This is a genomic window from Kitasatospora sp. NPDC001547, assembly GCF_042894165.1.
Taxonomy (GTDB): domain Bacteria; phylum Actinomycetota; class Actinomycetes; order Streptomycetales; family Streptomycetaceae; genus Kitasatospora.
Genome location: NZ_JBIAVL010000002.1, coordinates 371733 through 393402 on the forward strand (window position 1 = coordinate 371733; position 21670 = coordinate 393402).

Genomic DNA, 21670 nt, shown 5'->3' on the forward strand with positions numbered 1-21670 from the left:
CGATTCACAGGAGCTCCCCGCTTGAACGCCGCGCCCGCCGACCAGATCCGCCTGCTCGACCTCCAGGCCATCGACTCGAAGCTCGACCAGCTGGCCCACCGGCGCCGGAGCCTGCCCGAGCACGCCGAGATCGAGAAGGCCACCGCCGACCACACCGCGCTCAAGGACCTCGTCGTCGCCGCCGAGGCCCAGAAGGGCGACACCGCCCGCGAGCTGACCAAGGCCGAGCAGGACGTCGAGCAGGTCCGCTCCCGTGCCGCCCGCAACCAGCAGCGCCTGGACTCCGGCGCGATCACCTCGCCGAAGGACCTGGAGAACCTCCAGCACGAGATCGGCTCGCTCGCCAAGCGCCAGGGCGACCTGGAGGAGGTCGTGCTGGAGATCATGGAGCGCCAGGAGAGCGCCGTCACCCGGGTCGAGGAGCTGTCCGCCCGCCTGGAGCACTCCACCGTCGTGCTCAAGGAGGCCGAGGCCCGCCGCGACGCCGCCTTCGCCGAGATCGACGCGGAGGCCGACAAGGTCAGGCGCGACCGCGAGACCATCGCCGCCGTCATCCCGGCCGACCTGCTGAAGGTCTACGCCAAGCTGCGCGAGACCCAGGGGGGCGTCGGCGCGGCCCGCCTCTACCAGCGCCGCTGCGAGGGCTGCCGCACCGAGTTCTCGATCACCGAGCTGAACGCCATCAAGGCCGAGCCGGCCGACAAGGTGGTCCGTTGCGAGAACTGCTCGCGGATCCTGGTCCGCACCTCCGACTCGGGCGTCTGAGCCGGTGACGGCGCGCTTCATCGTCGAGGCTGACGGCGGGTCCCGGGGCAATCCGGGGCCGGCCGGCTACGGCGCGGTGGTCCGGGACGGGGACACCGGGCAGATCGTCGCCGAGGCCGCCGGGTTCATCGGCCACGCCACCAACAACGTGGCCGAGTACAAGGGTCTGATCGCCGGGCTCGAGGCGGCCCGCGAGCTGGACCCGGACGCCTCGGTGGACGTCCGGATGGACTCCAAGCTCGTCGTCGAGCAGATGTCCGGGCGCTGGAAGATCAAGCACCCCGGCATGCAGCCGCTCGCCGCCGAGGCGCGCACCGTCTTCCCGCGCGGCCGGGTCACGTACACCTGGATCCCGCGCGAGCGGAACAAGGACGCCGACCGGCTGGCCAACGAGGCGATGGACGCGGGCAAGGCCGGGCGCGCGTGGGAGCCCCGCAAGCCGGCCGCCGCCGTCGAGGAACCCCCGCTGGAGACCGCCGCCCCCAAGGCCGGCTGGGCCGCCCCGGCCGACCTCGGCACCCCGACCACCTTCGTCCTGCTGCGCCACGGCGAGACCCCGCTCACCCCGGAGAAGCGGTTCTCCGGCAGCGGCGGCACCGACCCGGAGCTCTCCGACAAGGGCCGCTGGCAGGCCGAGCGGGCCGCCGAGGCGCTGGCCGCGCGCGGCAGCGTCCAGGCGGTGGTCGCCTCCCCGATGCGCCGCACCCGGCAGACCGCCGAGACCGTCGCCGCCCGGCTCGGCCTGGAGGTCCGGTACGAGGACGGGCTGCGCGAGGTCGACTTCGGCGACTGGGAGGGCCTGACCTTCGCCGAGGTGCGGGAGCGGTACCCGGACGACCTGACCGCCTGGCTGGGCTCCGCCAAGGCCAGGCCGACCGGCGGCGGGGAGAGCTTCACCGCGCTCACCCACCGGGTCGGCGTCGCCCGGGACAAGATCCTCGCCCGGTACGCGGGGAAGACCGTGCTGGTGGTCTCGCACGTCAGCCCGATCAAGACCCTGGTCCGGCTGGCGCTCGGCGCCCCGCCGGACTCGATGTACCGGATGGAGCTGGCCGCCGCCTCGGTCTGCGCCGTCCAGTACTACGCGGACGGCAACGCCTCGCTGCGGCTGCTCAACGACACCTCGCACCTGCGCTGACCCCGCCGGGGCAGCCGGTCAGTGCACGTCGGTGACCACCACGTCCAGCTGCCACGGCCTGCGGGCGGTGCCCTCCGCCGCCGGCTCCACCCGGTGGCCCAGCTCCAGCAGGGCGTCCATCAGCTCGCCCGGGGTCTTCGGCTCGGCACCGGTGACCAGCAGGTCCCGGACGATCCGCCCCTTGGTCGCCTTGTTGAAGTGGCTGACCACGGTGCGCTTGCCGTTCCGCTCCTGGAGCACCCGGACGGTCGCGGCCCGGGCGGCCACCTCGCCGGCCGGCTTCCAGGCCGCCGCGTAGGCGGAGCTGCGCAGGTCCAGCACCAGCCCGTCCGCGACCTCGGGGAGCACGGAGGCCGTCGCGCTCCGCCAGTACGGCCCGAGCGCCCCCAGCCCCGGGAGCTTGACGCCCATCGAGCAGCGGTAGGACGGGATCCGGTCGGAGATCCGCACGGCGCCCCAGAGACCGGAGAAGACCAGCAGCGAGCGCTCCGCCCGGTCGTACGCGGCGGTGTCCAGGGTGGCCAGGCCGAGGTTGTCGAACAGCACCCCGGTGTACACCTCGCCCGCCGGGCGGGCGCCGGCCGTCGGCAGCCCGGCGTTCTTGGCGATCTCGCCGCGCAGGCCGGGGGAGAGGCCGAGCACCTCGGCGGCGGTGTCCTCGTCGCCCCGGCACAGGTCCACCAGCGCCTCCAGCACCGCGCCGCGCGCCGCCGTCAGCCCGGGCAGCGACAGCCGGTCCAGGGCCACCGGCCCGCCGTCCCCGGACCCGGCCTTGCCCTCCGAGGGCGGCAAAAGCACCAGCACAGCGGACTCCTCAACAACGTGTGCGGACGAACCCGGCAACCCTACTGCGCCCGCCGCGCACACCCCGCCGCGCGCCTTCCGCACCTCCCGCCCGCGCACCTCCCGCGCCCGACGCCGCGCGCTCGGGCACCTGCCGCGCCCGACGCCGCGCACCTCCCGCGCCCGACGCCGCGCGCCCGGGCACCAGCGCGGCGCGGTTCGAAGTCCCCACCGGGCGTTGAGCCTCCGTCCGGAACCACCCGGTCCCGCTCTACCCTGGCGGGCATGCCTCGCCGAAAACTGCGCGTCAAGGCCGCCGACTCCGCCCGGATCAACACCGAGCTGGCCGAGCTCCGCACCCGCCTGGAGATCCACACCGAGTGGCCGCAGGCCGTGCTCGCCGAGGCGGAGGAGGCGGCCGAGCGCCCCCGGCTGCCCGAGCACGACGCCACCGACCTGCCGCTGTTCACCGTCGACCCGCCCGGCTCCCGCGACCTCGACCAGGCCATGCACCTCGCCCACCGCCCCGGCGGCGGCTACCGGGTGCACTACGCGATCGCCGACGTCGCCGCCTTCGTCCACCCCGGCGGCGCGATCGACACCGAGGCCCGCCGCCGGGTCGAGACCCTCTACTTCCCCGACCACCGGGTCCCGCTGCACCCCGCCCGGATCTCCGAGGACGCCGCCAGCCTGCTGCCCGGCGAGCCCCGCCCCGCCCTGCTCTGGCAGCTCGACCTGGACGCCGACGGCGCCGTCGTCCTGGCCGACCTGCGCCGCGCCCTGGTCCGCTCGCACCGCCGCCTGGACTACGCCGCCGTCGAGCGCGCGGTGGCGGTCGGCGGCGCCGACGAGCAGCTCGGCCTGCTCGCCACCGTCGGACGGCTGCGCGAGGAGCAGGAGCGCGCCCGCGGCGGCATCAGCCTGCCGGTGCCGGAGCAGGAGGTCGAGGAGACCCTGCACGGCTACGTCCTCGGCTACCGCGCCCCCGGCCCCGCCGACGGCTGGAACGCCCAGATCTCCCTGCTCACCGGCATGGCGGCGGCCGAGCTGATGCTGGACGCCGGCGTCGGCCTGCTGCGCACCCTGCCCGCCGCGCCCGCCGCCGGGTACGAGCGGCTGCGCCGGATCGCCGCCGCGCTGGACGTCGACTGGCCGCAGGCCGTGCCGTACCCCGAGCTGATCCGCTCGCTGGACCCGGAGGTCCCGCTCAACGCCGCCTTCCTCAACGCCTGCGCGAGTCTGCTGCGCGGCGCCGGCTACCACGCCTTCGACGAGTCCCGCGGCCTGCCCGCCCCCGCCGAGCCGGGCCACGCCGCGCTCGCCGCCCCGTACGCGCACTGCACCGCGCCGCTGCGCCGGCTCGGCGACCGCTTCGCCCAGGAGGTCTGCGCGGCGGTGGCGGCCGGGGAGGACGTGCCGGACTGGGCGCGCGAGGCGCTGCCGGCGCTCCCGGCGCTGATGGCGAGCGGGGACCGCCGCGCCGGAGAGGTCGAACGGGCCTGCGTGGACCTGGTGGAGGCGGAGCTGCTGGCCGGCCGGGAGGGCGAGGACTTCGCCGCGGTGGTCGTCGACGTGGACGGGAAGCGGCCCGGCTCCGGCACCGTCCAGCTGCGCGACCCGGCCGTCCGGGCCCGCTGCGACGGACCGGCCGGCGGGCTGCCGCTCGGCCGGGTGATCGACGTCCGGCTGACGACGGCCGACCCGCTCACCCGGACCGTCCGCTTCACCGCGGTCCAGGCGCCGCCACCGTAAGGGGAGCGCCACCCGGACGCGCCACCCGGACGCGCCGCCCATCCGCCCCGGCCCGCCCCGCGGTGGGAGGATCGGTCCGTGCCCGACCCCCAGTCCCGCGCCGCCGCCGCCGCGCCCGCGCCCGCGCCAGCCCCCGGGCGCCGCCATCGCCTGCTCGTCCTGGCGATCTGCTGCCTGAGCCTGTTCATCGTCGGCCTCGACAACACCGTGGTGAACATCGCCCTGCCGGTGATCCAGCGCGACCTGGACGCCCCGGCGTCCGGGCTGCAGTGGATCACCGCCGCCTACACCCTGGTGCTGGCCTCGCTGCTGATGCTGTTCGGCTCGGTGGCCGACCGCTTCGGCCGCCGCCGGGTGTTCCAGACCGGCCTGGTCTGCTTCGCGCTGGGCTCGCTGCTGTGCAGCCAGGCGCCCGGCCTGGGCTGGCTGGTGGCGTTCCGGGCGCTCCAGGCGGTGGGCGGCTCGATGCTCAACCCGGTGGCGATGTCGATCATCGCCAACACCTTCACCGACCCGAAGGAACGGGCCCGGGCGATCGGCGTCTGGGGCGGCGTGGTCGGCATCTCGATGGCGCTCGGCCCGCTGCTCGGCGGCTTCCTGGTGGACAGCGCCGGCTGGCCGTCGATCTTCCTGATCAACGTCCCGGTGGCGCTCGTCGCCATCGCGCTGACCGCCCGCTACGTCCCGGAGTCCCGCGCGCCCCGGCCGCGCCGGCTGGACCCGGTGGGGCAGCTGCTGATGATCGTGCTGCTCGGCTGCGGCACCGCCGCGATCATCGAGGGCCCGGCCAACGGCTGGACCTCCCCGCTGATCCTCACCCTGGCCGCGACCGCCGTGGCCGCGCTGACCGCCTTCCCGCTCTGGGAGCGGCGGGTGGCCGAGCCGCTGGTGGACCCGCGGTTCTTCGCCAGCGCGCCGTTCACCGGCGCCACCGTCACCGCGGTCTGCGCCTTCGCCGCGCTCGGCGGCTTCCTCTTCCTCAACACCCTCTACCTCCAGGACGTCCGCCACTACGGCCCGGTCGAGGCCGGCCTGTGGACGCTGCCGATGGCCGGGATGATGCTGGTCTGCGCGCCGCTGTCCGGGCGGATCGTCGCCGGCCGGGGCCCGCGCCTGCCGCTGGTCGCGTCCGGGCTCGGCCTCGCCGCGAGCGGCCTGCTGCTCACCCGGCTCGCCGCCGACTCCCCGCCGGCGCTGCTGCTGGCCGCGTACGGGCTGTTCGGCTTCGGCTTCGGCCTGGTGAACGCGCCGGTCACCAACGCCGCCGTCGCCGGGATGCCGCGCGCCCAGGCGGGCGTGGCGGCCGCGGTCGCCTCGACCAGCCGTCAGGTCGGCCAGTCGCTGGGCGTGGCGGTGATCGGCACGGTCGTCACCTCGGCCGTGGTCGGGCCGGTGGCGACCGGCTTCGCCCCGGCCAGCCACGCCGGCTGGTGGATCCTGGTCGGCCTCGGCGGCGCCGTCCTCGCCCTCGGCCTGGCCACCACCACCGACCGGGCGGGCGCGACGGCGGCCCGGGTGGCCGCCCGACTCGGCGCCGAGCCGCCGGCCGTCCGGGCCGGTGTGCGGGAGGCGCCGCCCGAGCGGCTACGATGACCACTACGGCGGAAGAGCCGGCCGGGCGGTCGCGACGGGTCCCAGACCCGCCGAGGAACGTCCGGGCTCCACAGAGCAGGGTGGTGGGTAACGCCCACCCGGGGTGACCCGCGGGACAGTGCCACAGAAAACAGACCGCCCACCGCTTCGCGTGGTGGGTAAGGGTGAAACGGTGGTGTAAGAGACCACCAGCGACCGGGGTGACCCGGCCGGCTAGGTAAACCCCACCTGGAGCAAGGTCAAGATCGGTGCCCTCGGGCACCGTGCGCGGACGTCTGAAGGCTGCTCGCCCGAGTCCGCGGGTGGACCGCACGAGGCTGTCGGCAACGGCAGCCCTAGATGGATGGCCGCCTCCCCGGGCCGCGCGAGCAACCCGGGAGACAGAACCCGGCGTACAGGCCGACTCTTCCGCCCCCTTTCCCCCTCCGCCGGGTCAGGCGGGGTGCGCGCCGACGGCGTCGCGGATCTGCTCGCCGAGCCCGCCGTTGACGCGGGCGCAGTTGGCGCAGCAGAAGAACATGCCGGCCACTTCGACGCCGTGCCCGACGATGCGGACGTCGCACTGTTCGCAGCGCGGGGCGAGCTTCTCCATGGCGCATTCGAAGCTGTCGAAGGTGTAGGTGTCGCCGGTGACCGTCTTGATCTCGAAGGCCAGCCAGTAGTCGTTGCCGCAGGTGACGCAGATGGCCATGGCGGCCGTCTCCTTCCGGTGGGGCGGCCAGGGGTGGCCGCGCGGTCACTTCCAGTGTTGGAGGCGGCGGGGGAGACGGCCACTCGGCGAGGGCGTCAGGCGGAGCGGGCGGCGAGGTCCTCCAGGGCGCGGACGGCGCGGTCGGCGTCGTCGGCGGCGACGAACAGGTGGTCGTGGTGGAAGCCGGCCACCACGTTGCAGCCGATGCCCTCCTCGGCGAGCCGGCCGGACACGGCGGCGGTCAGTCCGACGGCCTCCAGCGCCGAGTGGATCCGCAGTGTGATCCAGGCCGCCACGTACTCGTAGCGCAGTCCGAGCGCGTCCGCCTCCTCCTGGGCGACCACCATCGTCACCCCCTCGGGCTCGGCGACGGTCACCACCGGTCGCATGCCGGCGGGCACCCGCGCGGGGAGCGTGCAGTAGACGTACCGCCCCGGGTTGAGCTGCGGGCTCATCCCGCGCAGCAGTGTCGCGAGGTCTCGTTCTGCGGCCATGCCCGTCACCGTAGCGGCTGGACGGGGGATGCGCCGTGCTCCGTGGGCGTGTCGGAATCCGTTGACGAGCGACAGTCACCGATATATCGTCGAACTATCGAGACAGTGACTCGACTGCCTCGTTGAACCTCAGCGATTCGAGGAGGTGGGCGCGATGCGCTCAGAACGTCAAGGACGGCGCTTCCGCTGGGAGGACCCGCGTGGCGGTGGCGGTGGGGGGCGGCGCCGCGGCCCGGGCCCGGACTTCCGGGGCATGCCCGGGGAGGGCGCCGAGGGCCGGGAGGCGTTCGGCGGGTTCGGCCCGCCGTTCGGCGGCCCCGGCCGGCCGATGGGCGGCCCGTACGGGCACGGCTTCGGCGGGCACGGCGGCCGCCGCGGGGGCCCGCACGGGCGGCGCGGCGGGCGGGCCCGGCGCGGTGACGTCCGGGCCTCGCTGCTGGCGCTGCTCAAGGAGCGGCCGATGCACGGCTACGAGATGATCGCCGAGATCGCCGAGCGGACCGGCGGGGCCTGGCGGCCCAGCCCCGGGTCGATCTACCCCAACCTCCAACTGCTGGAGGAGGAGGGCCTGATCACGGCGGAGGAGGTCGGCGGCAAGCGGCTGGTCTCGCTCACCGAGGCGGGCCGGGCCGAGGCCGACGCCGGGCCGGCCGAGCCGTGGGCGGAGGCCGGCCGGGAGGTCGACTGGGAGGCCGTCCAGGAGGTCGGCCAGGCGCTCGCCGCCGTCGACCAGGCGATCCGCCAGGTCATGGCCACCGGCACCGAGGCGCAGCGCGCCAAGGGCCTCACGGTGCTGACCGAGGCCCGCAAGAAGCTGTACCTCATCCTCGCGGAGGATGACTGACCTGCCAGGGGCCGGGGGGAGGCCCCGCGGCGGAAGAGCGGGACGGGCGGTGCGGCCGCCGGGGGCGGCCCGGCGGACGGCCTACGGCCGGACGGCGAACAGCGCCACGCACACCAGCAGCAGCACCGCCCAGCCGAACCAGAGCCAGGCGTCCGGCTCGATGACCACGCTGTAGAGGCACACCGCCAGGAGCAGCACCCCGGTGGCGGCGGCCACCTGCCGGTTGTGGTGCGCCGCCGCCCGGGGGCGGCTCCTCGGGTGCCGCACCGTCCTCGCCATGCCGACCTCCCGGGGGAGACTGCGGAGGGAGGAGACGGCCGTCAGCCCGAGGCCGCCTCGTCGTACTCGTAGCGCCAGAACCAGCTCAGGCCCCGAACCTGCTTGCTCCGGACGTACACCAGTGTGCGCGCGGGGGCCTCGCCGTGCGCGGGGACCGGGACCTTGTACTTCTTGGGCACGCCGAGCAACGGCCCCAGCGGGATCGGGAGGATCGTTCCGTCCAGGGGGCCGCCGACGAATGCGGTGTCCGCGCTCTTCATCCCTCCAGGGTCTCACCTCCGCGGACGTCCCAGGGGACCGGCCAGGTCGGGGGCGCCGGAGGGGGCGCGGCGGGGCGACCGGGGGCTCCCGGAGGGGACGGCGGGCGGTGGGTCGCGTGAGGGCGGCGTGCCGGGAGTGTGCCCGGGGTACGCCCCGGGCGTCACCGCGAGTGTGACCGGAGAGGCACCGCCCCCGGTCATCCGGAAGCCCTCCGCACCCTTATCCTTCCTGTTACGCCCTCGGGGTCCACCCCGGGTCAGCGGGCCCGTACGGGCCGGGCGAGGCGCGAATCCGCGCGCCCTCCGGCCGATTTGGCGCGGACAGCGTGCTGCCGCGACTGCGTACCGTGACCCGGGCGTCGGCCGTCCGGTGACCCCGGGCCACGGCCGGCAGGGCGCGGACGACAGGGCCGAGCACTCCGGGAAGCAGCCGGGGGCGCCGTGCGTTGCGTCGGAGTGGTACGTCGAACGCTGTGTCGCACCAGGCACGGCAGTTGCGCGGAAGGGGCCCGATGGAAGCCGGCAGCAGGTGGACGACCTGGTGGCAGAAGCGTGATCGTCAGCGAGCGGGGGGCTCGGACGGCCCGGCCGCCGGACTCGATCAGCTGCTCGGCGCGGTGCGCGCCGGATTCCCGCTCGCGCCCGCCGCCCACCCGGCCGGCTACCGGTGTTCCTGTGACCGGGTGGCGTGTCCGGCCCCGGCCCAGCACCCGGTCTCCTTCGCCTGGCAGACCCAGGCCACCACCGACCCCGAGCAGCTCTCCCGCTGGCTCGCCCGGGACCCGCAGGCCAACTTCATCACCGCCACCGGCCGGGTGCACGACGTGCTGGACGTCCCGGCGGAGGCCGGACGGCTGGCGCTGGAGCGGCTGACCGCGGCGGGCGTCGAGGGCCCGGTCGCCGCCGTCGGCGAGGACCGCTACCTGTTCTTCACGGCCACCCGGGGCACCCCGCAGGACGAGGACGAGTGGTGGCCGAGCGCGCTCGACTCCACCCCGGACACCATGTCCGAGCACCCCGGCCTGCGCTGGCACTGCCGCGGCTCGTACACCCTGCTGCCGCCGGCCGCGCTGCCGGACGGCTCCCGGGTGCGGTGGCTGCGCGGGCCCGAGCAGCCACTGCCGGACCCGCTACGCGTGCTGGACGTGCTCACCGACGCCTGTACCGAGGTGGGCGCCGTCGCCGAGGAGCAGTGGCTGATCGGCTAGGGCGCCCACCGGGGCGGCGCGGCTTCGCGGCGGCGCGGCTTCACGGCGCCGCGCGTCGCGGGCCTACGGCAGGGTGAGGATCTCCGCGCCGTCCGCCGTGACCACCAGGGTGTGCTCGAACTGGGCGGTGCGCTTGCGGTCCTTGGTGACGACCGTCCAGCCGTCCGCCCAGATCTCGTAGTCGTAGGTGCCCAGGGTCAGCATCGGCTCGATGGTGAAGGTCATGCCCGGCTTGATCACCTCGGTGGCCCGGTCGCTGTCGTAGTGCGGGATGATCAGGCCGGAGTGGAACGACGTGTTGATGCCGTGTCCGGTGAAGTCCCGCACCACGCCGTAGCCGAAGCGCTTGGCGTAGGACTCGATGACCCGTCCGATGACGTTGATCTGGCGCCCCGGCTTGACCGCCTTGATCGCCCGGTCGAGGGATTCCCGGGTGCGCTCGACCAGCAACCGGGACTCCTCGTCCACGTCGCCGACCAGGTAGGTGGCGTTGAGGTCGCCGTGCACCCCGTGGATGTACGCGGTGGCGTCGATGTTGACGATGTCGCCGTCCTGGAGCACCGTCGAGTCCGGGATGCCGTGGCAGATGACCTCGTTGATCGAGGTGCAGACGGACTTGGGGAAGCCCCGGTAGCCGAGGTCGGACGGGTAGGCGCCGTGGTCGCACATGTAGGTGTGGGCGACGGCGTCCAGCGCGTCGGTGGTGACGCCGGGGGCGATCAGCTTGGCCGCCTCCTCCATCGCCCGGGCGGCGATCCCGCCCGCGATCCGCATCTTCTCGATCGTCTCGGCGGTCTGCACCTCGGGCCCGGTGTACGGCGTCGGCGCGGGCTTGCCGACGTACTCGGGGCGCGCGATGTGCGCCGGGACCTTGCGGGTGGGGGACTGGATGCCGGGTACGAGAGCCATGCGGCGAGTCTAGTCGCCGGGCCGGACCGGCCCCGGGCGGTGTGCGACCCCGCTCCCGGCGGGGAATGATCGGTACCGACCCATCCTTCTGGCCTTCTGAACGGGAGAGCGCGATGCCCCTCGGATTCAACCGCAAGCCGACCGGCAAACCCGGCGAGTGGTTCTACTGCATCAAGCACGACAAGGTCGAGGAGGGCCCGGAGTGCCCGGCGAAGGACCGCCTGGGCCCGTACGCCAGCCCGGAGGAGGCCGGCCAGGCCCTGCGGATCGCGGACGAGCGCAACCGTGAGTGGCAGAACGACCCGCGCTGGAGCGACCGGCCGAAGGACGGGACCGAGTAGTCGAGGGCGGGGGCGGGCGGGAGGTCGGGAGCCGGTGGTCGGCGCGCGGCGCTCAGCCCGGCTCGGGGCCGGTGAAGTACTGCTCCGAGACCTCCAGCACGACGAGGCGCCGCCCGCTCGCGAAGGCCCGGGCGGCCGCCTGGTCCTGCGGCTCCGGAGGGCGGGAGCCCCGGTCCGCCCAGGCCGCCGCACCGTCGTCGGGCGACCGCGGCCGGGGGACGTTCAGGCCGGGGGTGGCGGCGACCTCGGGGCCCTTCCGCCCGTCGAAGCCCAGGCGCACCCCGAGCAGGTCGGCGCGGCCGTCCCGGGGGAACCCGTACCAGAGCTCCTCGCCCGGGCGGGGCGAGGCGTTGGTGTCGGCGGACCTGGCGCCCTGGGCGGTCAGCGCGGGCTCCCAGCGGGACCGGATCTGCTGCGGATCGCCCGCCACCGCCAGGTACTTGACGACCTGTCGGTGGCACTCGGCGGCCGGCCAGTGGGTGCCGGAGCCGTCGGAGCGGCTCGGCCCGACGGCGCAGCCGTCCCGGACGCCCTCACCGATCACCTCGGTGCCGGAGAGGGCGGGGAGGAGCGAGGCCAGCCGGCGGTCGATCTCGGCGCCGAGCGCCCGGCCGGCGGCGACCACCTCGGGGGAGTCGGCCAGCGCCCGCGGGTCCGGCACCCGCGGGCCCGGCGCCTGGGGGCCGGGCACCTGGGGGCCGGGCGGTGGCCCGCCGGTGGTCCGGACCGCCTGTGCCGCGGACCGCACGGGCCGGTCGTCCGGCCGGAACAGCCAGCCGACCGCGATGCCGGCCAGCACGGTCAGGACGAGCACCACGCCCGCCCACTTCCGCCATCCCCCGACTGCCATGGGCCGGAGTCTGTCACACCGCGGCGGCGGCCTCCCGGGCGGCGCGTTCGTGCTCGGCGCGCACGGCGGCGGCGTGCGGGTCGGTGCGGTCGTCGTAGGCGAGCAGCTTCGGCAGGGTGGCGGCGACCGCGAGCACGGCGACCACGCAGGCGAGGCCGCCGGTCCAGACGGCGGCGCGCACGCCGACCAGCCCGGCCATGGTGCCGGCCCGGACCTGGCCGAGCTGCGGGCCGACGGAGTAGCTGAGCAGTTCGACGCCGGCCATCCGGCCGCGCACCTCGTCCGGGATGGACTGGTTCCACATCGTCGAGCGGGCGAGCCCGCTGATCTCGTCGGCGCCGCCGGCCAGCGCCAGGCCGAGCAGCACCAGCCCGATGTGCCCGGACAGCCCGGCGAGCGCCATCGCCCCGCCCCAGCCGACGGCGGCGGCGACCAGCAGCCGCCCGTGCCGGTGCACGCGGGAGGTCCAGCCGCTGGTCGCGCCGACCAGCAGGGCGCCGAGGGCGGAGGCCGCGTACATCGGGCCGAGCGCCCAGTCCGCCCCCAACTCGGAGGCCAGGAAGGGGAAGACGGCCACCGGGTAGGCGAACAGCATGGCGCAGGTGTCGATCGCGTAGGTGCCGAGCAGGTCCTTGCGGCTCCACGCGTAGCGGACGCCGGTGAGCACGGCCCGCACGGACGGCCGTTCGGCGCCGGTGGGCGGCGGCACCGCCTTGATCCGGACGAGCAGCAGCAGCGAGAGGGCGAAGCTGAGGATGTCCAGCGCGTACGCGGTCTGCACCCCGGCGAAGGCCACCACGACGCCGGCCAGCGCCGGCCCGGCCACCGAAGCGGCGTTGTGGTACAGCGACTTGAGCGCGAACGCGGCGGTCAGGTGCTGGTGCGGGACGATCCGCGGGGTGAGCGAGTCCAGTGCCGGGCGCTGGAGGCCGTCGGCGGCCGCGACCAGCGCGGCGACCAGGTAGATCGGCCAGAGCAGCGGGTGCGGCAGCAGGGCGTTGAGCAGCAGCAGCCCGGCCAGCAGGCCGAGCGCGGCCTCGGCGCGCAGCACCAGCTTCCGGCGGTCCATGGCGTCGGCGAGGGCGCCGCCCCAGAGGCCGAAGACGATCAGCGGGACCAGTTCGACGGCGCCGATCAGGCCGACCGCGAGGGAGGAGTCGGTGAGTTCCTTGATCTGCATCGGGACGGCGACGAGGGTCAGGAAGCTGCCGAAGCTGGTGACGCAGCCGGAGGTCCACAGGTAGCGGAAGTCGCGCGAGGCGCGCCAGGGGGACAGGTCGGGCGTCAGTGAGCCCAGCAGCTTCCGGGCGCGCCCGGGCACGGGGGGATGCGGGGGTTCGTCGTCGTTCACGAACCGTCATCCTCGGACGGCGGTCGCCCTTCCCGCAAAGGGTTTTCGACCGCCCGGTGGGCCGGCGGCCGGCTACCAGCGGCTGATCTCGGGCGTCGAGGTCAGCCGCCCGGCGAGCGCGGCGAGCCGGTCCAGGACGGAGCGGCGGCCGGCCCGCTGCCCGGCGGCGAGGCTGACCAGGTGCTGGGCGAGGTCGAAGGGCTGCTCGGCGGCGGTGCCGACGGTCAGCCGCTCGTGGGCGAGCTCGCGGAGTTCGCCCAGGCCGCCGGCGTCGGCGGGCCCACCGGGCTCGCCGTCTCCGTCAGGGCCGCCGAGCCCGCGGCACCCGGCCGGGGCGCCCCCGTCCAGCGCCAGCACCGTCGCCCCCTGCCGCCGGGCGTCGTGCACCCGCTCCAGCAGCGGGGCGCCGACCGCCTCGGGGACCACCACCAGCACGGTGGCGCCGCGCCCGGCCTCGGTCAGCCGCCGCAGGTCGTGCGTCAGGTGGGCGGGGGCGTCGGCCGGCGGTCGGTGCCGCAGCAGGGTCGGTGCCAGCCGGGGGACGTCCGACCAGGCGGCCTCGTCGTCCAGGTGGGCGGCCAGGTGCCAGGGCTCGTACGCCTCGGTGCCGACCAGCAGCAGCCCGCTCGCCCCGCGCCGTTCCACCGAGCGGCGCAGCGCCCCGGCGAAGCCGCCGACCGCCTCCAGCCAGCCCGTTCCCGTCAGCCGTTCCCGGAGTGCCGAAACTCTCACCGCGTCCATGCGGGCCAGGATGTCCCGCCGGGTCGGGGATTTGGCAGGATCGGCCCATGACTTCCCTCGATTCAGTGACGAACCCGGCCCACGAGGTGCCGGACGTCTCGCAGCTGGTGGTCGGTGTCCTCGGCGGCACCGGCGACCAGGGGCGGGGCCTGGCCCTGCGGCTGGCCAAGGCCGGCCAGCAGGTGATCATCGGCTCCCGCGACGCCGCCCGGGCCGGGGCCTCGGCGGCCGAGCTGGGCCACGGCGTGCGCGGCGCCGACAACGCCACCGTCGCCCGGGAGAGCGACGTGGTGATCATCGCGGTCCCGTGGGACGGCCACGCCGCCACCCTGACGGCGCTGCGCGAGGAGCTCGCGGGCAGGATCGTCGTCGACTGCGTCAACCCGCTGGGCTTCGACAAGCAGGGCGCGTACGCGCTGAAGCCGGAGGAGGGCAGCGCCGCCCAGCAGGCCGCCGCGCTGCTGCCGGACTCCCGGGTCACCGCGGCGTTCCACCACCTCTCGGCGGTGCTGCTCCAGGACGAGTCGGTGGAGACCATCGACACCGACGTCATGGTGCTCGGGGACGACCGGGAGGCCACCGACGTCGTCCGCGGCCTGGCCGCCCGCATCCCCGGGATGCGCGGCGTCTACGCGGGCCGGCTGCGCAACGCCCACCAGGTGGAGGCGCTGGTGGCCAACCTGATCTCGGTCAACCGCCGCTACAAGGCCCACGCGGGCCTGCGGATCACCGACGTCTGAGCAGGAACCCGCCGTGTCGACCTCACCCCTGGACGGGCTCCGGAGGTGAGGTCGGCGACAATGGGTGGCGGCCGTGACCCGGCCGCCCGCACCCGTTTAGGAGCTCGCCGCCATGCCTCGCACGTCCGTCTTCGCCCTGGCCGCCGTCGTCCTCGCGCTCGTGGCCCTCGTGGTCTCGCTGGTCCAGGGCTTCTGGGTGGGGCTGATCTGGCTGCCGCTGGCCGGCGTGGCCAGCAACGTGCTGTGGATGGACCGCCGCCGCGCCAGGATCGCCGCGGCGGCCGCCGAGCAGGGCTGACGCCCCGGCCCCCTGCCGGGGCCCCGGACCGGCGGTCAGTTCTTCCAGAAGCTGAACAGGTACCGGCCGAGCGTCGCGTAGTCCTGGTCCACGCCGAACAGGTTCATCAGGCCGTGGACGATCCCGAAGAAGAAGTCGTTCACCTGGGGCTGCCACAGCAGCGCGAACACCGCGAGCATCCCGTACGGGGCGAACGGCTCGACCGCGCGCCGGGTCCTGTACGACAGCCAGGGCTCGACGATCCCGTAGCCGTCCAGCCCGGGCACCGGCAGCAGGTTCAGCACCGCCGCGCTCAGCTGGAGGAAGCCGAGGAAGCCCAGCGCGCCGGAGAACGGCGAGATGATCAGCTCGTAGCCGTTCCAGTACGCGTGCACCGTCGGATCGTCCAGCCAGCCGGCGCCGATCGGGATCAGCAGCACAGCCGCGAAGAGCAGGTTGACCAGCGGGCCGGCCGCCGAGATCAGGCTGTGCTTGAGCCGGCCCTTGATCCGGTGCCGCTCGATCCAGACCGAGCCGCCGGGCAGGCCGATGCCGCCGAGGATCACGAAGACGATCGGCAGCACGAAGCTGAGCAGCACGTTGGTGTACTTCAGCGGGTTGAGCGTGAGGTAGCCCTTGGCGCCGACGGTGATGTCGCCGCCGTGCAGCGCGGTGCGCGCGTGGGCGTACTCGTGCAGGCAGAGCGAGACCATCCAGCCCGCGACCACGAACAGGAACACCCCGAACGAGGCGTTGCCGTAGCCCTGGAACACCGCCCAGCCGGAGGTGCCGAGGACGGCGAGGAGCACCCAGAACACCGGGCTGATCCGGCGGTCCTCGCTGCGGGAGCGCGGCGTGGCGGCGAAGGTCATGGTGTGGGTGCTCCCGTGGGCAGGGGAAGTGGGGCGGATGCCGGCCGGGGTCGATCATGCCGGGCGGGCCGGTGACCGGACAAGCCGCTCCGGGTGAACGTCCGGGCGCGCGGTGGCGTTCCACCCTACGTGCCCCGGCCGGGGCGGGCCCAGCACAATTGTGCGGCCCCGGCCGCGCGGATCGACCAGAATGGTCCGGTGTACTACGGCATTCTCGGGACGACGACGGCCCACCACGACGACGGCACCCCGGTACCGATCGGCGGCGCCCGGCTGCGGGCCCTGCTCGCGGCCCTGGCCCTGCGGCAGGGCCGGCCGGTCCCGGCCGACCTGCTGGTGGACGAGGTGTGGGAGGCCGAGCCGCCGCAGGACTCCTCCGCCGCGCTGCAGACGCTGGTCGGCCGGCTGCGCCGCACCATCGGCCGGGACGAGGTCGGCTCCGGCCCGGCCGGGTACTGGCTGACCGGCCCGGCCACCGACCTCGCGGACTTCCAGCGGCTGACCGGCGAGGGCCGCCGCGCCCTGGACGCCGGGGACGACGCGCTCGCCGCCGAGCGGCTGCGGGCCGCCCTGGCGCTGTGGCGCGGCCCGGCGCTGGCCGACCTGCCGGACCGCACCGGCCCGGCCGTCCGGCTGGAGGCCCAGCGCGAGGAGGCCCGCCGCCACCGGATCACCGCGGACCTCGGCCTCGGCCGGGCCGCGGAGCTGGTCGCCGAGCTGGCCGAGCTGTGCGAACGGCAGCCGCTGGACGAGTCGTTGCAGCTGCTGATGATCCGGGCGCTGCACGAGGGCGGGCGGACGGCCGAGGCGCTGCGCCACTACGAGCGGACCAGGCGCGCGCTGGCCGAGGAGCTCGGGGTCGACCCGGGCCGCGGACTCCGCGCCCTGCACGCCGAGTTGCTCGCCCCGACCGTCCGGGAGACGCCCGCGCCGGAGCCGGTGCGGGCCCCCGCCGCCACCCCGGCGCCCGCTCCGCCGCCCACCCAGGCGCCCGCTCCGCCCCCGGCCCCGGCGCCCCGACTCCCGCGCCCCGTCGGCAATCTGCGCGGCCGGCTGACCAGCTTCGTCGGTCGCGAGGACGATCTGGCCGCATTGCGCGGCATGCTGACGGACCGTCGGCTGGTGACCCTGACCGGACCCGGCGGCTCCGGCAAGACCAGCCTCTCGACCGAGGCCGGCCGCGCCGAACAGGCCGCCGGGGCCTGGCCGGACGGCGTCTGGGTGGCCGAACTCGCCCCGCTGGAGAGCCCGGACGCGGTGCCCGCCGCCGTGGTCTCGGCGCTCGGCCTGCGCGAGATCGTGCTGCACAGCACCAGCATGGTCGCCGAGGTGATCGAGAAGCGCGCCGAGGACCCGGTGCGCCGGCTGGTCGAGCACTGCGGCCACCGCCGGATGCTGCTCGTCCTGGACAACTGCGAGCACCTGGTCCAGGCCGCCGCCGACCTCGCCGACGTCCTGCTCGCCGAGTGCCCCGGGCTGACCGTGCTCGCCACCAGCCGCGAACCGCTGGGCGTGCCCGGCGAGACGGTGCTGCCGGTCGAGCCGCTGCCCGACCCGGTCGCGCTGCGGCTGTTCACCGAGCGCGCGGCCGCCGCCCGTCCCGGCTTCGACCCGGGGAGCGACCCGGAGGCCTGCGCCGAGATCTGCCGCCGGCTGGACGGTCTGCCGCTGGCCATCGAACTGGCCGCCGCCCGGCTGCGGGTGATGACCGCGCGCCAGATAGCCGACCGGCTGGACGGCCGGTTCGCGCTGCTCACCGCGGGCAGCCGCACCCTGCTGCCGCGCCAGCAGACCCTGCGCGCGGTGGTCGACTGGAGCTGGGACCTGCTGGGCAAGCGGGAGCGGGCGGTGCTGCGCCGGCTCTCGGTGTTCGCGGGCGGCTGGCAGCTGGAGGACGCCGAGGCGGTCTGCGGCGACGGCGTCGAGGTGCCCTCCGGGGAGGTCGCCGACCTGCTGCTGTCGCTGGTCGACAAGTCGCTGCTGGTGGCCGACCTGGACGGGGCCAGCCTGCCGCGCTACCGGATGCTGGAGACCATCCACGAGTACGCGACCGAGCGCCTCGCCGAGTCGGCCGCCGAGCGCGCCGCCACCGAGGCCCGCCACGTGGCGCACTTCCGCACCATGCTCACCGTCGCCGACGGGCAGATCCACGGCCCCCGCCAGCTGCACTGGCTGGCCGTGCTGGAGCGCGAGCAGGACAACATCCGGACGGCGCTGCGCCGGGCGATCGACCTGCGGGACGAGGAGCAGGCGCTGCTCATCGCCCTCGGCATGAGCTGGTACTGGTCGCTGCGCGGCTACAGCATGGAGGCGCGCACCTGGTACAACGCGGTCGTCGCGCTCGGCCCGGACCCGTTCGGCCCGGACGCCCCGCCGCCGGTGCCGCTGGAGCGCGGCGTGCTCTCGTACGAGCTGCCGCTGCCCGCGGAGGTGGTCGAGGAGGCCCGCCGGCTGCTCGCGATGTACCGGCTGATCGGGCTGTTCGAGGGCAACCTGGACGTCCTCGGCGACCCGGAGGCGGTCGACGTCGCCCAGCGGATGCTGGACGCCTACACCCCGGACCTGCCGCAGTCCTACCGCTTCCCGGCGCTGATGCGGGTGTTCGGGGCCTTCCTGGCCGGCCGCCTGGAGATGATGAAGGACCTGCTGGACGACGCCGTGCGCGGCTGCGAGCAGTACGGCGAGCTGAGCGACCTGGCGTTCATCCTGCAGGTCCGGGCCAGGATGATGAACGACTGGCCGAGCGGCACCGAGCAGAGCATCCAGGACGGCGAGCGCTCGCTGGAGCTGTACCAGCGGGCGGGCGACCTCTGGGGGATCTCCCAGGCGCTGGCCGCCCACGGCGAGTCGCTGTCCAACCGGGGCGAGTCCGCGGCCGCCGTGGAGGCGTACCGGCGGGCGATCGAACTGGCCGAGGAGCTGGGGGCGCCGCAGGAGGTGCCGATGCTGCGGGTGCACCTGGGCACCGCCCTGCTGGAGCAGGACATGGACGGCGGCGAGCGGGTGATCCGGCAGGCGCTGGCCTGCATCGAGAGCCCGGGCGTCAACCAGTCCACCACCGGGGCGCTGATGTTCGGCCACCTGACGCTCAGCGGCATCCACACCCAGCGCGGCGAGTACGACCGGGCGCTGGCCGAGCTGGACGCGCTGGACCTGGTCCGGGTGGGCGGCTTCGCGCCGAGCCTGGTGTCCGGGCTGCTGCTGAGCTCCCGGGGCTGGATCATCGGCAGGGCCGGAGACCCGGACACGGGCTTCGCGATGCTGCGCGAGGGCCGGCGGCAGCTGCGGGCGATGGCGGCCGCGAGCGGCTTCGCCGAGCACATGACCGTCATGGTGGTGCCCGCGGTCACGGCGGTGCTGTGCGCCTTCGCCGAGCGCGACGGGGACCTGGAGCGGGCCCGGGTGGCGGCCGTGCTGTGTGGCGCGCACGGCGGACTGAACGGCCCCAAGGGCGGCTACCTGGAGCGGGTCGAGCGCGAGCGCACGGAGGCCGTCCTGCGCCGGCTGCTGGGCGACGCCGGGTTCGAGGAGGCCCGGTCGGGCGGGGTCGGGATGACCCAGGAGCAGACCCACGAACTGCTGGAGCGGCTGATCGGCTGAGGCCCGGACGCCCCGGCCCGGTACGGGCCCGGACGGGTGGGCCGGGGGGAGGGCCAGTGCGGCCGGTGCCCGTCCCCTGGTCACCGGCCGCACGGGCCCGTACGACGGCCGGCGCCTGTCCCGGGCGCCGGCCGCCCCGTTCCGCCGACCCTCCCCCCGACCGGGGCCGGCGGTGGTCGCGCGGATCAGGTCCGCTTGCGGAAGCGGGCGACCGCCAGCGGGGCGAACACCGCGGTGACGGCGGCCGACCAGATCAGCACGATCATCACCGGGTGGGCCACCGGGCCCTGGCCGTTGAGCAGGGCGCGGGAGGCGTCGGCCAGTGCCGAGAGCGGGTTGACCTTGGTGAAGGACTGCAGCCAGCCCGGCATGGTGTCGGTCCGGGCGAAGATCGAGCTGCCGAACTGCATCGGCATCAGGACCAGCATGGCCACGCCCTGGACGGCCTGGGCGCTGCGCAGGGCCATGCCCAGCAGCATCGAGATCCAGACGATCGACATGCCGAACACCAGGCCCAGGCCGATCGTGGCCAGCACCTCCAGCGGACCGGTCTTCACCTCGAAGCCGATGCACATCGCGAAGCCGATCAGGATCGCGAAGGAGAGCAGCCCGCGGAGGGTCTCGGCGACGATCTTGGACAGCAGCACCGAGGCCCGGCCGATCGGCAGGGTGCGGAAGCGGTCCATCACGCCGGTCTGGAAGTCGCTGTTGAGGCCGGTGCCGACGGCCATCGCGAGGGTGAGGCCGGTCTGCCCGAGCAGACCGGGGATCAGGTACTGCTTGTAGGTGTCCTGGTCGCCGGCCATGGCGCCGCCGAAGACGTAGACGAACAGCACGGTGAAGATGATCGGCATCAGCACGGCGTCGAACATCGACTCCGGGTCGGCCTTGATCCGCATCAGGTTGCGCCGGGTCAGCGCGCCGACGTGGCGCAGGGTGCCGGCCAGGCCGATCCGGGAGTCCTCCGCCGGCGGCCGGGTGTCCCGGCCGCGGGAGGGGGCGAGCGTGGCGGTGGTCATGCGACGGGCTCCTTGGCGAGGCTGGGGGCGGGCGCCGCGGCGGCCGCGGGCTTGCCGGTGATGGCGAGGAAGACCTCGTCCAGGCTGGGCACCTTGGTGTCGATGCCGGCGATCGCGAAGCCGCGGGTGCCGAGCACCCCGATCACCGCGGTCAGCTGCTCCTCGCCGGTGATCGGTACCGCGAGCAGGCCGGTGTCGGTGGAGACGGTGGCGCTGGTGATGCCGCTCTCGCGCAGGCAGCGGGCCATCTCGGGCAGCTCGGCCGGGTGGGTCGGGCGGATCTGGAGGGTCTGGCCGCCGACCTTGGCCTTGAGCTCGGACACCAGGCCGTTGGCGATCACCTTGCCGCGGTCGATGACGGTCAGCTCGTTCGCGAGCTGCTCCGCCTCCTCCATGTACTGGGTGGTCAGCAGCACGGTGGTGCCCTCGGCGACCATCCGCTGCACCTCGTCCCAGACCTCGTTGCGGGTGCGCGGGTCCAGACCGGTGGTGGGCTCGTCCAGGTAGAGCACCCGGGGGCGGCCGATCATGCTGGCGGCCAGGTCGAGGCGGCGGCGCATGCCGCCGGAGTAGGTCTTGGCGGGCCGTTTGGCGGCCTCGGTGAGCGAGAAGCGCTCCAGCAGCTCGACGGCCCGGGCCCTGGCCTCCCGGCGGGGGAGGTCGAGCAGCCGGCCGATGAGGTAGAGGTTCTCGTACCCGGAGAGGAGTTCGTCCACCGAGGCGTACTGGCCGGTCAGGCCGATCGTGCGGCGCAGCTGCTTGGGCTGGCGCAGCACGTCGTAGCCGCCGACGTACGCGGTGCCGGCGTCCGGCTTGATCAGCGTGGAGAGGATGCGCACCAGGGTGGTCTTGCCCGCGCCGTTGGGGCCGAGCACCCCGAGGACGGTGCCCTCCCGCACGGTGAGGTCGACCCCGTCGAGGGCCTTGGTGGTCCCGTAGTGCTTGACGATGCCGTGCACCTCCACGGCGTTCCCGGAGGTGGTTCCCCGGTCGTTCGGGGCTGTCTCGATTCGTGTCATGCCCCCAGGCTGTCCGCCCCGGCTGTCACCTCCCTGTCGGCCCGGGCGGTGCGCTGCCAGCCCGCTGTCAGGCCGCTGTCACCGGCCGCCCGGACGGGGACCGGGCATGCCCGAGGCGGGCCCCGGGCATGCCGAAGGCCCCGC

General features: G+C 75.0%; 22 protein-coding genes and 1 other RNA gene. 11 read left to right on the forward strand and 12 right to left on the reverse strand.

Going from position 1 to position 21670, the window contains the following annotated elements; translation table 11 throughout:
• The first annotated feature begins 21 nt into the window (after positions 1-21).
• Together ACFY0X_RS04455 and ACFY0X_RS04460 are read left to right on the forward strand one after the other, a co-directional pair.
• On the forward strand, positions 22-765 hold the full coding sequence (locus ACFY0X_RS04455) for a zinc ribbon domain-containing protein (RefSeq protein ID WP_387748666.1): 744 nt from the start codon (positions 22-24) through the stop codon (positions 763-765).
• A gap of 4 nt (positions 766-769) precedes the next feature.
• Positions 770-1903, forward strand: a complete 1134-nt coding sequence (locus ACFY0X_RS04460) for a bifunctional RNase H/acid phosphatase (protein ID WP_387748668.1) — start codon at positions 770-772, stop codon at positions 1901-1903.
• 18 nt (positions 1904-1921) lie between these two features.
• Here ACFY0X_RS04460 and yaaA read toward each other — a convergent pair whose 3' ends face one another.
• Positions 1922-2707: a peroxide stress protein YaaA gene (yaaA, locus tag ACFY0X_RS04465; protein ID WP_387748670.1), complete on the reverse strand. Its 786-nt coding sequence runs from the start codon at positions 2705-2707 to the stop codon at positions 1922-1924.
• Positions 2708-2971: 264 nt separating this feature from the next.
• On the opposite strand from yaaA, the gene ACFY0X_RS04470 reads away from it, so the two are divergent.
• The 3 genes from ACFY0X_RS04470 to rnpB all read left to right on the forward strand — a co-directional run bounded on the left by ACFY0X_RS04470 (position 2972) and on the right by rnpB (position 6442).
• Positions 2972-4438 carry an RNB domain-containing ribonuclease gene (locus tag ACFY0X_RS04470; RefSeq protein WP_387748672.1) on the forward strand — a complete coding sequence of 489 codons (1467 nt, stop codon included), beginning with the start codon at positions 2972-2974 and terminating at the stop codon, positions 4436-4438.
• Between the two features lie 78 nt (positions 4439-4516).
• Positions 4517-6031 carry an MFS transporter gene (locus ACFY0X_RS04475; protein ID WP_387748674.1) on the forward strand — a complete coding sequence of 505 codons (1515 nt, stop codon included), beginning with the start codon at positions 4517-4519 and terminating at the stop codon, positions 6029-6031.
• A gap of 13 nt (positions 6032-6044) precedes the next feature.
• An RNA gene (gene rnpB, locus ACFY0X_RS04480) (RNase P RNA component class A) lies at positions 6045-6442 on the forward strand.
• A 22-nt stretch (positions 6443-6464) separates the two neighbouring features.
• On the opposite strand, the gene ACFY0X_RS04485 is transcribed toward rnpB, so the two are convergent.
• Positions 6465-6722 (reverse strand): Prokaryotic metallothionein, encoded by a 258-nt coding sequence (locus ACFY0X_RS04485; protein WP_387748676.1) that lies wholly within the window; start codon positions 6720-6722, stop codon positions 6465-6467.
• Positions 6723-6817: 95 nt separating this feature from the next.
• On the reverse strand, positions 6818-7216 hold the full coding sequence (locus ACFY0X_RS04490) for an ACT domain-containing protein (protein ID WP_387748678.1): 399 nt from the start codon (positions 7214-7216) through the stop codon (positions 6818-6820).
• 154 nt (positions 7217-7370) lie between these two features.
• Here ACFY0X_RS04490 and ACFY0X_RS04495 point away from each other — a divergent pair, with 154 nt between their 5' ends.
• Entirely contained in the window at positions 7371-8060 is a 690-nt protein-coding gene (locus tag ACFY0X_RS04495) for a PadR family transcriptional regulator (RefSeq protein WP_387748680.1), read from the forward strand.
• Between the two features lie 81 nt (positions 8061-8141).
• Here ACFY0X_RS04495 and ACFY0X_RS04500 read toward each other — a convergent pair whose 3' ends face one another.
• Together ACFY0X_RS04500 and ACFY0X_RS04505 are read right to left on the reverse strand one after the other, a co-directional pair.
• The gene (locus tag ACFY0X_RS04500; RefSeq protein WP_387748682.1) at positions 8142-8339 is read right to left on the reverse strand and encodes a hypothetical protein; all 198 of its coding nucleotides are present in this window, start codon (positions 8337-8339) and stop codon (positions 8142-8144) included.
• Between the two features lie 41 nt (positions 8340-8380).
• On the reverse strand, positions 8381-8599 hold the full coding sequence (locus ACFY0X_RS04505) for a hypothetical protein (RefSeq protein WP_387748684.1): 219 nt from the start codon (positions 8597-8599) through the stop codon (positions 8381-8383).
• 512 nt (positions 8600-9111) lie between these two features.
• Here ACFY0X_RS04505 and ACFY0X_RS04510 point away from each other — a divergent pair.
• Entirely contained in the window at positions 9112-9807 is a 696-nt protein-coding gene (locus tag ACFY0X_RS04510) for a bifunctional DNA primase/polymerase (protein ID WP_387748686.1), read from the forward strand.
• Positions 9808-9870: 63 nt separating this feature from the next.
• Here ACFY0X_RS04510 and map read toward each other — a convergent pair whose 3' ends face one another.
• Positions 9871-10716, reverse strand: a complete 846-nt coding sequence (map, locus tag ACFY0X_RS04515; protein ID WP_387748688.1) for a type I methionyl aminopeptidase — start codon at positions 10714-10716, stop codon at positions 9871-9873.
• Between the two features lie 113 nt (positions 10717-10829).
• Between map and ACFY0X_RS04520 the strand changes: the two genes are divergently transcribed.
• Positions 10830-11057: a hypothetical protein gene (locus ACFY0X_RS04520; RefSeq protein WP_387748690.1), complete on the forward strand. Its 228-nt coding sequence runs from the start codon at positions 10830-10832 to the stop codon at positions 11055-11057.
• Positions 11058-11109: 52 nt separating this feature from the next.
• On the opposite strand, the gene ACFY0X_RS04525 is transcribed toward ACFY0X_RS04520, so the two are convergent.
• From ACFY0X_RS04525 to ACFY0X_RS04535, 3 genes are all read right to left on the reverse strand, one after another.
• On the reverse strand, positions 11110-11907 hold the full coding sequence (locus ACFY0X_RS04525) for a hypothetical protein (RefSeq protein WP_387748692.1): 798 nt from the start codon (positions 11905-11907) through the stop codon (positions 11110-11112).
• Between the two features lie 13 nt (positions 11908-11920).
• Positions 11921-13258 carry an MFS transporter gene (locus tag ACFY0X_RS04530; RefSeq protein WP_387748694.1) on the reverse strand — a complete coding sequence of 446 codons (1338 nt, stop codon included), beginning with the start codon at positions 13256-13258 and terminating at the stop codon, positions 11921-11923.
• Positions 13259-13330: 72 nt separating this feature from the next.
• The gene (locus tag ACFY0X_RS04535) at positions 13331-13999 is read right to left on the reverse strand and encodes a hypothetical protein (RefSeq protein ID WP_387748696.1); all 669 of its coding nucleotides are present in this window, start codon (positions 13997-13999) and stop codon (positions 13331-13333) included.
• Positions 14000-14046: 47 nt separating this feature from the next.
• Here ACFY0X_RS04535 and npdG point away from each other — a divergent pair, with 47 nt between their 5' ends.
• Entirely contained in the window at positions 14047-14739 is a 693-nt protein-coding gene (gene npdG, locus ACFY0X_RS04540) for an NADPH-dependent F420 reductase (protein ID WP_387748698.1), read from the forward strand.
• 112 nt (positions 14740-14851) lie between these two features.
• Positions 14852-15037 carry a hypothetical protein gene (locus ACFY0X_RS04545; protein ID WP_387748700.1) on the forward strand — a complete coding sequence of 62 codons (186 nt, stop codon included), beginning with the start codon at positions 14852-14854 and terminating at the stop codon, positions 15035-15037.
• A 35-nt stretch (positions 15038-15072) separates the two neighbouring features.
• Here ACFY0X_RS04545 and ACFY0X_RS04550 read toward each other — a convergent pair whose 3' ends face one another.
• On the reverse strand, positions 15073-15888 hold the full coding sequence (locus ACFY0X_RS04550; protein WP_387748702.1) for a site-2 protease family protein: 816 nt from the start codon (positions 15886-15888) through the stop codon (positions 15073-15075).
• Positions 15889-16086: 198 nt separating this feature from the next.
• Between ACFY0X_RS04550 and ACFY0X_RS04555 the strand changes: the two genes are divergently transcribed.
• Positions 16087-19488, forward strand: a complete 3402-nt coding sequence (locus ACFY0X_RS04555; protein ID WP_387748704.1) for a BTAD domain-containing putative transcriptional regulator — start codon at positions 16087-16089, stop codon at positions 19486-19488.
• Between the two features lie 185 nt (positions 19489-19673).
• Here ACFY0X_RS04555 and ACFY0X_RS04560 read toward each other — a convergent pair whose 3' ends face one another.
• Entirely contained in the window at positions 19674-20507 is an 834-nt protein-coding gene (locus tag ACFY0X_RS04560) for an ABC transporter permease (protein WP_387748706.1), read from the reverse strand.
• Complete coding sequence (locus tag ACFY0X_RS04565; RefSeq protein ID WP_387748708.1) at positions 20504-21526, reverse strand: ATP-binding cassette domain-containing protein; 1023 nt, start codon at positions 21524-21526, stop codon at positions 20504-20506. The genes ACFY0X_RS04560 and ACFY0X_RS04565 overlap by 4 nt, the downstream gene beginning before the upstream one ends.
• Positions 21527-21670 lie beyond the last annotated feature (144 nt).

Bases quoted from the DNA above. Each gene is read 5' to 3' on its own strand.
- ACFY0X_RS04470 (WP_387748672.1), top strand. From the start codon at position 2,972: ATGCCTCGCCGAAAACTGCGCGTCAAGGCCGCCGACTCCGCCCGGATC.
- ACFY0X_RS04485 (WP_387748676.1), bottom strand. From the start codon at position 6,722: ATGGCCATCTGCGTCACCTGCGGCAACGACTACTGGCTGGCCTTCGAG.
- ACFY0X_RS04490 (WP_387748678.1), bottom strand. From the start codon at position 7,216: ATGGCCGCAGAACGAGACCTCGCGACACTGCTGCGCGGGATGAGCCCG.
- ACFY0X_RS04495 (WP_387748680.1), top strand. From the start codon at position 7,371: ATGCGCTCAGAACGTCAAGGACGGCGCTTCCGCTGGGAGGACCCGCGT.
- ACFY0X_RS04500 (WP_387748682.1), bottom strand. From the start codon at position 8,339: ATGGCGAGGACGGTGCGGCACCCGAGGAGCCGCCCCCGGGCGGCGGCG.
- ACFY0X_RS04505 (WP_387748684.1), bottom strand. From the start codon at position 8,599: ATGAAGAGCGCGGACACCGCATTCGTCGGCGGCCCCCTGGACGGAACG.
- ACFY0X_RS04510 (WP_387748686.1), top strand. From the start codon at position 9,112: ATGGAAGCCGGCAGCAGGTGGACGACCTGGTGGCAGAAGCGTGATCGT.
- map (WP_387748688.1), bottom strand. From the start codon at position 10,716: ATGGCTCTCGTACCCGGCATCCAGTCCCCCACCCGCAAGGTCCCGGCG.
- ACFY0X_RS04520 (WP_387748690.1), top strand. From the start codon at position 10,830: ATGCCCCTCGGATTCAACCGCAAGCCGACCGGCAAACCCGGCGAGTGG.
- ACFY0X_RS04525 (WP_387748692.1), bottom strand. From the start codon at position 11,907: ATGGCAGTCGGGGGATGGCGGAAGTGGGCGGGCGTGGTGCTCGTCCTG.
- ACFY0X_RS04535 (WP_387748696.1), bottom strand. From the start codon at position 13,999: ATGGACGCGGTGAGAGTTTCGGCACTCCGGGAACGGCTGACGGGAACG.
- npdG (WP_387748698.1), top strand. From the start codon at position 14,047: ATGACTTCCCTCGATTCAGTGACGAACCCGGCCCACGAGGTGCCGGAC.
- ACFY0X_RS04545 (WP_387748700.1), top strand. From the start codon at position 14,852: ATGCCTCGCACGTCCGTCTTCGCCCTGGCCGCCGTCGTCCTCGCGCTC.
- ACFY0X_RS04550 (WP_387748702.1), bottom strand. From the start codon at position 15,888: ATGACCTTCGCCGCCACGCCGCGCTCCCGCAGCGAGGACCGCCGGATC.
- ACFY0X_RS04560 (WP_387748706.1), bottom strand. From the start codon at position 20,507: ATGACCACCGCCACGCTCGCCCCCTCCCGCGGCCGGGACACCCGGCCG.
- ACFY0X_RS04565 (WP_387748708.1), bottom strand. From the start codon at position 21,526: ATGACACGAATCGAGACAGCCCCGAACGACCGGGGAACCACCTCCGGG.